The organism is Acinetobacter vivianii (genome assembly GCF_014635885.1).
Lineage (GTDB): Bacteria > Pseudomonadota > Gammaproteobacteria > Pseudomonadales > Moraxellaceae > Acinetobacter > Acinetobacter vivianii.
On record NZ_BMDR01000004.1, the window covers coordinates 371,407 to 385,463 of the forward strand.

The window sequence follows — 14,057 nt, forward strand, 5'->3', positions numbered from 1 at the left end:
AAGTTGAACAGTGATGAAGAAAAGATTATTGAGCTCTTTCATTTTCGCCAGTGTAATGATGGGCTGTGGTCAGCATGATCAGGCGGTGAAGGATGAGAAAGCAAATTCGGAAGTTAAAAGAAATTTTGATGCCCAACTGCAAAAATGGGTTGGGCATTATGAAGGCGCACTTCCATGTGCTGGATGTTCGGCATTTTGTGAAGGCTGTGACGGTATGAATGTAGATTTAAAAATTTATGCAGATCAGACTTTTCGGTTAGAGCGGACAAGTAATAGCGATCATAATAAACATGAGCTGTATGCAGGAAATTTTAGTTTCTTGGATAATGGGAAAGTAAAAATCCAATTACAAAGTGTGAAAGAGCGAAATCAGCTAATTTTAGGTCATGGTTATGTTGAAGTTTTAGAGACGAAAACTGGATTACCTTATCAGCTATTTGAAGATTTCCAACTCGATAAAATTGCCTAATAGAGTTGCTAGGCACTATTTTTAGTGCCTAGCCAACCAATTATAACAATCTGGATTGATATTGTTTAAGTATGATGAAAGCAATAGCCACGGCTATGCTGATTGCTAAGGTTGGCAAACAAATTAGAAGAATAACCAGAGACAGAAGAAGAAAAAGTCTCTGTTTTATGTTGCCGGCTCCCCAAAGTTGTAAGCTCTGATTTACGAAATTGGAGGTTGTCTGCTTTAAATTAAATGTACGACTCCACAGCCAGAAAGCCAGAATAATCAGAAAGCATAGAGCAAGTGCGTAGATCATTAGGATCACTTGATTGATCCAACCAAATAAAACACCAATATGCGCATCAACACCCCAGCGTGTGAGTTTTGCTGCGATTGGAAAATCTTTAAAGTGTAAATGATCAATAACCTTATTATTTCTAAGATCAATAGCGATACTATCTGCTTCTGTAGGCCAACGACGACGTATTTCAGAAACTGTCCATGCTGTATTTATCGTTGTCGGTGGTTTTATTTGAAGTTCAGCACTGCGAATACCATTTTGTCTAGCAAGCTGTAGCACTTGATCAAAATCTTCTGCTTTTATGAATGGCTGATGGTTCATTTGACTCATATCGCTATGATGATGTGCATGACTATCAACCGAATGCGTACCTGTAATAGAGCTAACGAGAGCTGGTGTTTGCCAATTCAAGGCTTGGCGAAGTATGCGGATATTTTCTCCTGTCCATTTAGACCAAGTTAGTCCTGTAATCGCAACAATGAGTAATAATGGAAGCAAGACTATTCCAATTGAGCTATGCCATTTTAAAACTTTATTTCGGACGGTCTTGCTCTGATTAAAGTGTTTTCTACGTGTATACCAATGATAAAGTCCTGACAGACTGAGAATGGCCAACCAACTTGCTGCAAGCTCACTATAGAGTCTTCCAACGTCACCCAGTAGTAAATTGCTGTGGAGTTGATCGATTAGCGTTCTTAAAGGAAGTACACCGCTCGTACCATAAACAGGTAGTTGCCCCATAACTTCTAATGTATATGGATTCACAAAAACTGCTTGGTTATTCAGTTTATTTTCTGGATCAGAATAAATAACCCGAGTGGTTTGATCCGATGTAGGTGCTGGACGTAGCTCAGTAATTCTTGCTGATTCTGCCATTACAGATTGAGCTGCAAGAACTTGCAGACTCAGTTGTTGTTGAGGGCGATTTTCACTGTGTACATACAACTGCTCCTTATAAATATATTGCTCTAATTGCGGACTGCTCACATACAGGAAGCCAGTAAATGCGGCAATAAAAATAAATGGCGCAACAAATATCCCTGCATATATATGGACTAAGCGGAATAGATTTCGCCAATAAGAAGGTTGTTGAGGCATGGCAATCAGAAGTTAATGATGAGCTATTGGGGGTGATGAAATTATAACTGTTTAGACCATATAGCACGACAGGGTAATGTTAATGCGTATGGTAATGTTAATGCGTATTATAAGGTTGGCGGTTATATTCGATGCTGACAATATGTTTACACTTTCATAAGTCTAATGGTTAAGGCTGTATCAGCTTAGCTAGCCTTAACGCATTCATTCAAACATTTTAAAATTTCCATTGCACTGCCAATGATGCATTCAATGGTTCACCAGGCTGTATCCACATCTCACTATAACTCGCCGTGTAATAGGTTTTGTCCAGAAGGTTATTCAGGTTGAACTGATAACGTATTTGTTCACTTGGCGCATAGTAAGCATTTAAATTAATTAATGTATATTCAGGAAGATTGAATCCATTATCAGTGCTATGACCGCTACGTTTCCCAACATAAACAGCTGTTGCCCCAACGCCTACATTTGAGTTGTTAGATAGCATCCATTCATAGTTTGTACTGATTGAACCGCTATGTTTGGGAACGTTGCTTAAGCGCGAACCTTTAGCAAGTGTTTGATCCTTCTCAATTTGAGCATCTGTGTAACTATAATTGGCGCGAAGTGATAACTGGTCATTCAGTTGTGTTTCGACATCTAGCTCTATCCCTTGGCTAGAGACTTCTCCCGCGGTTATCTGGAAGTTGTTATCTATTGGGTCTGTTGTGAGCACATTTTCCTTATCCATTTTAAATAATGCAATACTGAGCAGACTTTGTGGGTTGAGTTGGTATTTACTGCCGATCTCATAACTTTGACCTTTTTCTGGGCCAAAGGTTTGATTATTGCGATCCATGCCACTATTAATTGCAAATGATTGGCCATAATTGGCATAGACTGACCACGCATCACTCAAACGATAGTTCAAACCAAAACGTGGACTGGTTTGTTGTAAGTCTTTTTGATTTGAGGTCGTGGCAATCTTATTCACAAATTCTTGTGTGACATGATCAAAGCGTAGACCAAGTAAAACACTCCATTGATCATTTAAAAATATCTGATCTTGGACATTGAAGGCGAAGTATTTTTGTCGATCCTCAGTGTCAATAAATAGGGGAAGGTCTGGTAAATATGTTCCATAGGCAGGTTGGTAAATATCAATGACGTTGGGTATATCTGAACTGTGATTACGGCGTAGCTGCAATTGGCGATATTTCATTTGTCCTGTTTCTGCGCTCAACAAGATTTCATGTTTTGCCCAGTCTTGCTGGATCGTGCCTAACAGTTCTGTTTGGAATAACACATCATCACTTTTATTATCCCGATAACGTCGCTGCCGCTCTAAAGTACGACCATCGCTTTGTATACGACGAGGTTCACTTGAAAAGCCTTTTAACAAACTATCTTTAACACTCACGGCACTTTTGACTTTCCAATCGTCATTTAACTGATGCGTGAGTCGAATTTGATAAAAATTATCAGTTTGTAAATGATCTCCATCGTCTGGTTCACCTGTATAGGTTTTTGGATTCATCACAATTTTCTGCTGATAAGCACTAATACCACGATCAAATAATCCTTCTACACGAGTGAATTCTGTGTCTAAGTCCAATTGAGTTCGATCAGATAACTTCCAGCTTAATTGCGGAGAAAAAAACCAGCGCGAATTACTCACATAGTCCCGAAAACTCTGATTATCTTCATGTGCAATAGCAAAACGATATGCTAATTGGTCGTTAATCGGGGCGGTATGCTCAAAGCTAGCACGATATTTTTCTAGACTATTCGCTCGTAAATTGATTTCACTAGATGATTCCCATGCTGGCTTTTTCGTATTGATATTGAGTAAACCACCCGTTTCTCCTCGTCCATATAGTGCAGCCATTGGGCCTTTGAGAAATTCTAAAGATTCAATATTGACCATATCCCGAGATGCACTGAGACCCCGATTTACACTTAATCCATTTCGAATAATTTGCGGTCCGATATTCGGATCTGTACTAAATCCACGGAATGAAAAATTATCCCAGAAGCCGCCACCATAATTGGTTTGACTGAACACGCCACTGACTTGATTTAAAGCGTTATCTATACGTTGCACATCCTGCTGTTTTAAAACTTCCTGAGAAAGAAAGCTACGACTGGAAGGGGTATCAAGTACATCATGCGTAAATTTAGTTGATGCAGATGTTGTTAAGACATCTTGATCTGTTTTTTGTGCTTGTATGACGATTGTTGGAAGGGACGTCGTCGAATCAGATGTTTGTGCCCAAACAAAGTTTGACAGTAATGAACATGAAGAGATTAGATAAAATTTGGAAAGCATAGTAAGAACATACAAAGCAAATGTAATGTTATATTATTACATTGAATTGTATTTTGCATTTTATTTCTTAAATATTTCAGAAGATTGGAAGTGATTAGTTTTGATTGCCTCTTCCCATCCCGAATTTGAAAAGAATTAAAATTCAGAATGATATAAAGAGGGAATCGTAGAACACGAAGCCATCATACATATATCTTTATGTGGCTTTTGCTAGATATGTGAGGGCTTCCTCTACATAGCGTCAAGTGTAAAAATTCTGATAATGACATCTATGAAAGCGGTAAGAGAAAGTAACTTAAATCGTATTGCCCATAAGCTGTAAAATTTCAAAGCAAAAGATTGAATAAACCATATAAACAATAATAATTATCATTTTGATTGTGTTTTATTTAACTTTTGTTAAAATTCACGTGCATTTTTAAGCAAATTTTAATATTAGTCTGATTTTAGGTGGGAAAATGGCCAAACACATAGCTCGACAATCTCTACTCGCAGTTTCAGTCTTAAGCAGTATGATGGCCTTTGCCCATGCTGCTGAAATGACAAATGAAGAGAGTAAACCACTCGATAAATCAGATGAAACTGTTAAATTAGAAACGATTGTTGTGACTGCGAGTGGATCTGGCGTTAATGTTAAAGATGCTCCAGCTTCGATTAGTGTAATTACCGCTGAAGAAATAGCAAAACGTCCTGTTTCTAGTATTGCGAACTTACTCGGTGAATTACCAGGGGCAGTGGGTGGTTATTCAAATGTTGGGCCGGGTTCAAAAATTGCATTTCGTGGTGCCCCTGACAAATATACTTTAATTCTGGTCGACGGTAAGCGAGTTGGTAACTCATCGTTGCTAGGCCATCGTCCTGATACAATTTCGCAAGATATTGACTGGATTTCTCCAGAAATGATTGAGCGAATTGAGGTGGTACGAGGTTCAATGTCAACACTTTACGGCTCTGAAGCTGCGGGTGGCGTGATCAATATTATTACCAAGAAGATTCCCAATAAGCTTACGGGTTCATTAAGAACTGATTATAGCCAGCCTGATGGTAGCTCTCGAGGTGATACCATTAATGTAGCTGCAAACATCGCAGGGCCAATTACGGATAATTTAGGTTTTAGACTTGGCGGCAACATCAAAAAAAGAAATGCCGATGAAGGTATTCAGAATGGTACTGGCGAGAATCAAGAGCAAAATATCTCCAGCCGTTTAAACTGGAAAATTTCTGATAACCAAGATTTTAACTTTGATCTAGGTTACGGCGTTGAGAAGAATCCACAGTTGAGTGAGGCTGAGCAAGCTGAATTAGGTACAGAACATTTTGGTGCTGACAAAATGGAGCACTACAATGTTGGTATTGGTCATGAAGGGCGTTTTGCTGATGGTTTAGTCACAAATGCAGACCTTTACTATAATCAATATGAAAATAAGACACCTGCATTTGCTGTAGACGGCGGTTCTAAAAGTAGTGAAACAGTTCTAGATCTAAAAGCCAATAAACCTTTAGATCTTTGGGGCCGTAAAAATGATCTGACCCTTGGTGCACAAGGAAAATATGAACAGGTCTCTAATGCATCAAACATCGGGAATCAATTGGTTCCTGATGAAAATGGCAATATCCAGACACCGGATAAGAACCCAGATGATTATTCTTGGTCTTTGTTTGCCGAAGACCAAATCCATCTACAAGATAATTTTATTTTAACTCTTGGCGGCCGTGTTGATGGCAGCAATGATTATGATCCTAACTTTAGTCCACGTATTTACGGGGTCTATCATCCAACAGATGTCTGGACTGTCAAAGGTGGTGTTTCGCGTAGTTTCAGAGCGCCAAATTTAAAAGAACGTTCAGGTTCATCTGGCACAAGTTCAATGGGGATGGGCTGTACCAGTTTAGCGCCTTATGGTTGGCAATCGGGACAATCATGCTACATGTTAGGTAATCCAGATCTTGATCCAGAAACCAGTACCAATTATGAAATTGGTTTTGGTTACGAAGAAGATGGGTATGGTGTTGATTTCACCTACTTCCTCAGTGATTACAAAGATATGATCGTAAATAACTACTACGGGCGAATTAACGGTATTTGGTATACACGTCAATCGAATGTTGAAAAGGCACGTACAAGTGGATTGGAACTGACTTATAAATTCCCATTGAATGATTATCTACGAGTGACGGGTAATGCCACTTATATGATAGAGTCAGAAAATAAAGCAACAGGTCAATCATTGGCTCAAGTTCCTGAATTTACTACCAACTTGGCGGTTTATTGGGATGTTACTGACCGTCTGAATACATTTGCTCGTGTACAATATCTCGGTAAACAAGCATTTACAGAGGCTGATCTTGTTGCAGGATCAGGCTCAGCAGGTAAAGAGTTATACTTCTCAAATGCCACAACAACGGGAGCCGTGGGGGTGAATTTTGATTATAGTGATTCACTCAGCTTGAGAGCGGGCGTTGAAAATATCGGTGGTGACAAAGTCAACAAAGGAAATGTCGATTATGGTGATGCTCCGCCAGCGACATATTACGTAGGTTTCACCACCCGATTCTAGATCGATATTTGAGTCATGAAACAGATCAGCCTATTTCAGTAATGGGCTGATCTATTTTTTGAATTATTAGATTACTCTGCTTAGGTAAATTGAATGAATTCTTCGCAAGACGGTTATATTGTAGATGTACCTTATCCAACATTTGTACATAGACAAACGATGCCGTTGTGGCTGAATATGATTGTTCAATCAAAAGGCTTTTGTGCTCCTGATCTTGTAAAACCATATCGATATCTGGAACTTGGCTGTGCAATGGGAATTCATTTACACCTCACAGCTGCTGCAAATCCTCTGGGTCATTTTGTTGGTGTTGATTTTAACCAACAGCATTTGATGGTTGCACAAGAAGGTTTAGAAACGACCAGTATTGATAATATTGAATTTATTCATGCGGATTTTGAAAGCTTTTTAAATGCTGACATAGAGCCATTTGATTTTATTGTAACGCATGGGGTCTGGTCATGGATCTCATCTGAAAACCAGAATATTGTTGCGCAAATTGTTGATAAATTTTTAAAAAAAGACGGGGTTTTATACTGTAGCTATATGAGTCATCCTGGTGCCACTTCTTTGGTATCTATCCAGAAGTTGATGTTGGAAACGTCTAAGAATTTGCAAGGCGACTCAGCCACCAAAGCCGTACAAAGCCTGAATTTAGTTCGGCAAATTGGTGCAGCGAAGAGTGGATTATTTGAAAAAATTCCAGGTTTGAATCAAGAGTTATCTGAACTTGCCCAAGATAAGCCAAACTATATTGCCCATGATTTTTTATCAGAACATTGGCAACCTCAACATTCTGCCGATATGATCCAACGCTTTGGAAAGTTGGGACTTTCTTATATGGGGGGAGCTGGGATTATTGAAAACTTAGATAAGATCAGTTTGCCACCAGAAGTTCAAAAAGTGGTAAAAAGCTTACCCTTAATTACTTTACAAGAGACCGTTAAGGATATTGCGCGCTATACCTTGCAGAGACAAGATATCTATGTAAAAAATAGAACTCAACTTAATCAACAACAGTTAGAAAACTATTATTCAACGGTGAAATTTGGACTATTACCTGCGGCTCCAGTTGGAAAGGATTTAAGTCTGGATGCCAAGCTCGGTAGAATAAAAGATGCCATCCAAATATTTGAAAAGATACTTAAGCTACTTAATAAACAGGCGCTTTCAACGCTTGAGTTGTCCAGCCTGCTCAAACAGAATCTATCTTTAAAACAGCTTATAGAAATTTTATTGGTTTTGATGTGGGCAGGTTATATTCATCCGTGTCAACACAACGAAATCCAGCCTAAGTTTGAGCAGTCTATGAATCAATGGCTATCGGATCAACAGTTGAATTGGGTATGTCTGGCAAAATATGGTACAGCGATTCAAATATAAGCAAATCATGATTTCTTACTGTTGATACGATTACGATAAATTTAATAGGCTCTTGTTTTTACAAGGGCTAATTTTTTGTCTGAATTTTCGCAATTTCAAGAAACAAGTCATCTTCTAATAATCAAAACAGTAGATTAGATGATCAACTTAAACCGTTTTTCATAAGATTTGTGTCTGTTAAAACGAGAATCAAAAACCTTATTGTAGAATGTAGGGAAATGGATGGGCTTGGTTTATATTTCCTTTATTCATCTTGAATTAAAAACAACGGTTTCAACTTTTTGAAGGACACTTTATGTTTGTACTTGAGCCAAAGCATGTACATATGAATCTGCGTGCCAAGGATAAGGCAACAGCACTACAATGTTTAGTTAATATTCTGGTTGAAGATCAATTAACAACGGCTGAATATTTAACTGGCTTAGAGGCTCGTGAAGCACAGGGCGCAACCTATTTAGGCCAAGGAATCGCCATTCCGCATGGTACCCCTCAATCGCGTGAGTTTATTAAAGAAACAGGGATCCGACTTGCGCATTTTCCAGAAGGAGTGGTGTGGGATGGTGAACATAAAATTTATTTGGCTGTGGTAATTGCTGCAAAATCCGATGAGCATTTACAGGTTCTGCAAATCCTGACTCGTGCTTTAAATCACGATGTCAGTGTTCAGGTGCAAACGGCAACCACGGCTGAGCAAATTATTGATATTTTGCAAGTTCGCCCAGATTCTTTGGTTTTGCACGAAAATTTAATCCAGACGCAGGCGCATGTTGAAGATATTGATGATTTTTTCTGGGCAGCAACCAAGTTATTAAAACAACAAAAATTGGTGGAAGCGGGCTTCATTAGCCAATTAGATCCTAAAAACCTGATTCAGATTCAGGATGCCGTCTGGACGATTTCAGGGAAAAATTACGTTTCAGAAGCCGCCGTCAGTATTGTGAAATCCGATCAGATTTTAAATTTTGCTCAGGGGAAAATACAAACTCTAATCTGCATTGCCCAGCATGAGCAACTTGATACCGTACAGTTGAGTCATTTAATTGATCTTTTATTTCAGTCGAACATTCAACAGCAACTTCAATCTGAACAAAGTCGTCATGAAATAGCCAAGCTGATTGGTGCAGAAATTATTCCAGACTGGCCATATCAACCTGTGGTGCTTGCCAATAAGCATGGCTTGCATGCCCGTCCTGCCACACAACTGGTCAATATCAGTAAAACATTTAAAGGTGACATTCAGGTTGCGGTAGACGGTGGGCCTTATGTGTCTGCCAAAAGTCTGACCAAATTATTGGCTTTGGGCTGTCAATATGGACAGACTCTGACCTTTATTGCTGAGCCGAACACCGATGCCGTCGAAGGATTAACTGCGATTGTACAGGCCGTTAAAAATGGTTTGGGCGAAGAGGTTGAAGCGCTTGAGCAATCTGAAACAGCTTCACTTGTTCAAGCAGAAACTGCGTGGGAAGAAATTCTTGAGACCGATTTGCCTGCACAGGGAACGGCTGCATCTTCGGGGCTTGCCTTTGGCCCAGCGCATGTGATTAAACCGAAAAAATTTCAATATGAACGTTTTGGTCACAATGTCAAAGCAGAAAAAGAGAAACTGGAAATCGCTCTGTATAGTGTCAAAAATACCATTCACCAGTTAATTCTAAAAACCGAGATTGATGAGATCAGACAGATCTTTAAGGCACATCTGGAAATGCTGGATGATCCAGATCTGATCCAGCAGGTGCATCAGGGTTTAAATCAGAATCTAACGGCTGCCGCTGCATGGCATGACTATATTGAACAGGCCGCAGAAACGCAGGCAGCGTTGAATGATCCGCTGTTGGCAGAACGTGCAGCCGATTTAAGAGATATTGGTGACAAGGTTTTAAGTGTGCTGTGTGATGAAGTCATGCAGCTTGAACCTGAGCAACCTTATATTTTGATAATGCATGATCTTGGGCCCGGGGATGTGGCACGTTTAGACAAAGACCGCGTTGCTGGGATATTAACAGCGGTTGGTGGTGCATCGGCACATAGTGCGATTGTGGCACGTGCATTGGGAATTTCTGCTGTAGTCGGTGCGGGTGAGCAGATTCTAAATATTGAGGCACAAACCACGGTATTGATTAACGGGGATACAGGCGCAATTGATATTGATCCAACGCCTGAGCAGATCGAACAAGCGATTCGCGAGCGTGAGCAACAGAAACTGCGACGTCAGGAAGCTGAACGCCATTGTCAGGAGGCAGCTGTCACCGTAGATCAGCATCAGGTCGAGATTGCAGCGAATATTGGTAAGATTCTGGATACCGCAAAAGCTGTCGATCATGGTGCAGAGGCGATTGGTTTATTGCGGACCGAACTGGTGTTTATGGCCCATCGTCAGGCGCCGAATGAAATTACACAGGAAAAAGAATACCGTCATGTGCTGGATACCCTTGCAGGGCGTCCATTGGTGGTACGGACACTGGATGTTGGTGGTGATAAACCTCTACCTTATTTGCCTATTGCTGCTGAAGAAAATCCATTTCTTGGTTTACGCGGGATTCGACTGACTTTACGGAAACCACAATTATTACGCCAACAACTGATTGCTCTAGTAAAAGCAGCGGATGGTCGTGCTTTACGGATTATGTTTCCAATGGTTGGGCGAATTGAAGAATGGCGGGCAGCCAAGCATATTCTGGATGAGGTTTTAGCCGAATATCCATGTGAGAATCTTCAAGTGGGGATCATGATTGAGGTACCTTCAGCGGCCTTGCTGGCTCCATTATTAGCAAAAGAAGTGGATTTCTTTAGTATTGGTACCAACGATTTAACTCAATATACGCTGGCAATTGACCGTGGCCATCCCGTATTGTCTGCCGAAGCCGATGGTTTGCATCCAAGTATTTTATTATTGATTGATCAAGCCGTTCGGGCTGCGCATGCTCATCAGAAATGGGTAGGCGTGTGTGGAGAACTTGCCGCTGATCCCAAGGCTGTCCCGATCTTACTGGGATTGGGCGTCGATGAACTGAGTATGTCGTCATCCAGCATTCCACTGGTGAAAGCACAAATTCGTACCTTGAATTATCAGAATTGCCAGCAGCTTGCTCAACGTGCTTTACAGTGTGAAAGTGCTACAGCAGTCCGTGATTTGGTGGAGTTGAAGCATGGCTAAAATTTTAACAATTACTTTAAATCCTGCAATTGATGTCACGCTTGAACTGGACGAGTTGCGCTTGGGTGAGGTTAATCGCCAGCAACAGGTGCAATATCATGCTGCGGGTAAGGGACTCAATGTTGCACAAGTGCTGCATGATCTTGGACATGACCTGATTGTGTCGGGCTTTTTGGGAAAACAGAATCGGGCCTTGTTTGATCAGCATTTTCAAGCGATGCAGTTTGATAATCAATTTGTCTATGTTGAGGGTGAAACCCGCCAGAATATTAAGATTGCAGAGCAGTCTGGACGGATGACTGATATTAATGCAAAAGGTTTTCTGGTGTCTGAACATGACAAACAGGCCTTCTTTGCGCGTATTCAGGCATGCTGCCAAGACATTGATTATGTGGTGATTGCTGGGAGTCTTGCTCAGGGTTTTAGCATAGATGATTTCAAGTTTTTAATTTCTATCTTACACAACCAGCAAAAGCACGTTGCAATTGATAGCAGCGGACAGGCGCTGGTTGCTGCGATTGAAATGAATCCGTGGATGATTAAACCGAATACGGATGAGTTACAGGAAAGTTTTGGTGAGTCTGTAGAAAAATTTTCCCAGCAAACTGCCTTGTTCCAGCGTTTAAATTGTCATATTGAACATATTGTCATTTCGATGGGCGAAGCAGGGGTTAACTGGATCAATCCCGCACTGGCGTTGCATGCCAGCCCACCTAAAGTCACCGTAAAAAGTACTGTGGGTGCCGGCGATTCATTACTGGCAGGCATGGTGCATGGTCTAGTAAGTGAAATGACGCTTGAGCAAACCTTAAAAACTGCTACGGCCATTGCCAGTCATGCGGTGAGTCAAATCGGCTTTCGTGTGCCTGAACATGAGCGATTGGAAGCGCTAAAACAACAAACCATGATCAACACTCTGGATAAGTCTGATGCAAACAATTAAATCTCTTTTATTTGTGATCAATTCGCAACAGTATGTCAATGCGTTGATTCTGGCAAAAAAACTGGCACAGATTGCGCAACAGCAAGGCTATGACAGCGCGATCATTTCTGTGCAGGATGAGCTTCCTGAACAAGATTTTGATACGGTTGTTTTTATTGGGCAGACACCATCTCAACTTGATGCTTTCAATGATTATGCTGTTGCAACCATTTCACTCCAGCAAGCCATGGATAATGCCGAGCAGTCTTTGCAGGATGCTTTGAGTAATAGCAAAACGGTTGCACAATTGGCAACACAACCCAACGATCAGCGTCAGGCACAGAATTTTGTGGCGGTGACAGCTTGTCCTACGGGTGTAGCACATACCTTTATGGCTGCGGAAGCATTACAGCAGGGTGCAGCCAAATTGGGTTATCGCATTCAAGTCGAAACGCAAGGTTCAGTTGGCGCTAAAAATATCCTGACCGATGAGGCGATTGCTGCTGCGGACATTGTGATTTTAGCCACGGATATTGAGGTCAATACAGATCGTTTTGTCGGAAAACGTGTGTATCGTTGCGGGACAGGCTTTGCACTGAAACAAACCGATAAGGCTTTTGCAGAAGCAATAACGGAAGCCAAGGTCTTAGAATCGTCTAAACAAAATAGCCAAAAGACCAATCAAGATGCCAATAAAGAAAAAACAGGTGTCTATAAGCATCTTTTAACTGGCGTGTCGTTTATGTTGCCCATGGTGGTGGCGGGTGGCTTGCTCATCGCGCTATCCCTCTGTTTTGGACTGAATGCGGCTGAGGAGGCTGGAAGTCTGGCCGCTGTGTTAAAGCAAATTGGTGCGGCTGCCTTTAGTTTGATGGTGCCGATGCTGGCTGGCTATATTGCTTATTCAATCGCTGATCGTCCAGGCTTGGCACCGGGTTTGGTTGGTGGCCTCATCGCAACGCAATTAAATGCGGGCTTCTTAGGCGGGATCGTTGCTGGCTTTTTAGCCGGTTATATCGCTTTATTCCTTGCAAAAAAAATCAAGCTTCCAACCAGTCTGGAAGCCTTGAAGCCGATTTTAATTGTACCCTTGTTGGGAACATTATCGGTCGGTCTGATCATGTTCTACGTCGTGGGACATCCTGTCGCACAAATCTTTGAGATGATGAAAGATTTTCTCAACAATATGGGAACCACCAATGCCGTGCTGATGGGGATTGTGCTGGCTTCGATGATGTGTATTGATTTAGGTGGCCCGATTAACAAAGCCGCTTATGCTTTTACAGTCGGTTTATTGACCACCAATACCTATATGCCGATGGCTGCGACCATGGCTGGGGGAATGGTGCCTGCGATTGGCATGGCGATTGCAACTTTATTGGCTAAACAAAAGTTCAACCAAAGTGAGCGAGATGCAGGTAAGGCCGCCTTTGTGCTGGGTCTGTGCTTTATTTCTGAAGGGGCGATTCCATTTGCTGCCAAAGATCCGATTCGGGTCATTCCAGCTTGTATTGCAGGTGGGGCAGTGACTGGTGCATTGGTTGCATTATTCCATTGTGAATTGGTAACACCGCATGGTGGGATCTTTGTGTTGCTGATTCCAAATGCGATTAGTCATGCTTGGCTTTATCTTGCGGCGATTGCGATTGGGAGCTGTATTACAGGTGTAATTTATGCGCTACTAAAACGCCGTGAAGTGGTTGAGGTACAGGCTGCCTAGGTGTTGCTTCCTATCCGTTAAAATATATAAGGTAGATTGTTGGGCACAATGATCTACCTTTTTTATTAAGAATTGCATTGTATTTGCGAGAGAAAGCGCTCAAAAAAATCAATCTAATTGTGATGTCTATACACGTTTCAGCCTATATTTTAGGTAAAA

General features: G+C 41.2%; 8 protein-coding genes. 6 read left to right on the top strand and 2 right to left on the bottom strand.

Annotated features, from left to right (window positions below; translation table 11 throughout):
• Positions 1 to 13 precede the first annotated feature (13 nt).
• Complete coding sequence (locus IEV36_RS10635; RefSeq protein WP_005258400.1) at positions 14 to 469, top strand: copper resistance protein NlpE N-terminal domain-containing protein; 456 nt, start codon at positions 14 to 16, stop codon at positions 467 to 469.
• Between the two features lie 40 nt (positions 470 to 509).
• Here IEV36_RS10635 and IEV36_RS10640 read toward each other — a convergent pair whose 3' ends face one another.
• Complete coding sequence (locus tag IEV36_RS10640) at positions 510 to 1,850, bottom strand: PepSY-associated TM helix domain-containing protein (RefSeq protein WP_005258399.1); 1,341 nt, start codon at positions 1,848 to 1,850, stop codon at positions 510 to 512.
• A gap of 217 nt (positions 1,851 to 2,067) precedes the next feature.
• A complete protein-coding gene (locus IEV36_RS10645; RefSeq protein ID WP_005258398.1) occupies positions 2,068 to 4,158 on the bottom strand; it encodes a TonB-dependent siderophore receptor in 2,091 nt (696 codons plus the stop codon).
• Positions 4,159 to 4,616: 458 nt separating this feature from the next.
• Between IEV36_RS10645 and IEV36_RS10650 the strand changes: the two genes are divergently transcribed.
• The 5 genes from IEV36_RS10650 (at position 4,617) to IEV36_RS10670 (ending at position 13,898) form a co-directional block, all read left to right on the top strand.
• Complete coding sequence (locus IEV36_RS10650) at positions 4,617 to 6,716, top strand: TonB-dependent receptor domain-containing protein (protein ID WP_005258396.1); 2,100 nt, start codon at positions 4,617 to 4,619, stop codon at positions 6,714 to 6,716.
• A gap of 93 nt (positions 6,717 to 6,809) precedes the next feature.
• Positions 6,810 to 8,099, top strand: a complete 1,290-nt coding sequence (locus IEV36_RS10655; protein WP_005258393.1) for a class I SAM-dependent methyltransferase — start codon at positions 6,810 to 6,812, stop codon at positions 8,097 to 8,099.
• A 295-nt stretch (positions 8,100 to 8,394) separates the two neighbouring features.
• A complete protein-coding gene (gene ptsP, locus IEV36_RS10660; protein ID WP_005258377.1) occupies positions 8,395 to 11,256 on the top strand; it encodes a phosphoenolpyruvate--protein phosphotransferase in 2,862 nt (953 codons plus the stop codon).
• Positions 11,249 to 12,199, top strand: a complete 951-nt coding sequence (gene pfkB / locus IEV36_RS10665) for a 1-phosphofructokinase (RefSeq protein WP_005258376.1) — start codon at positions 11,249 to 11,251, stop codon at positions 12,197 to 12,199. Before ptsP ends, pfkB begins: the two co-directional genes overlap by 8 nt.
• Positions 12,186 to 13,898 carry a fructose-specific PTS transporter subunit EIIC gene (locus IEV36_RS10670; protein ID WP_005258373.1) on the top strand — a complete coding sequence of 571 codons (1,713 nt, stop codon included), beginning with the start codon at positions 12,186 to 12,188 and terminating at the stop codon, positions 13,896 to 13,898. The genes pfkB and IEV36_RS10670 overlap by 14 nt, the downstream gene beginning before the upstream one ends.
• The last annotated feature ends 159 nt before the right edge of the window (positions 13,899 to 14,057 follow it).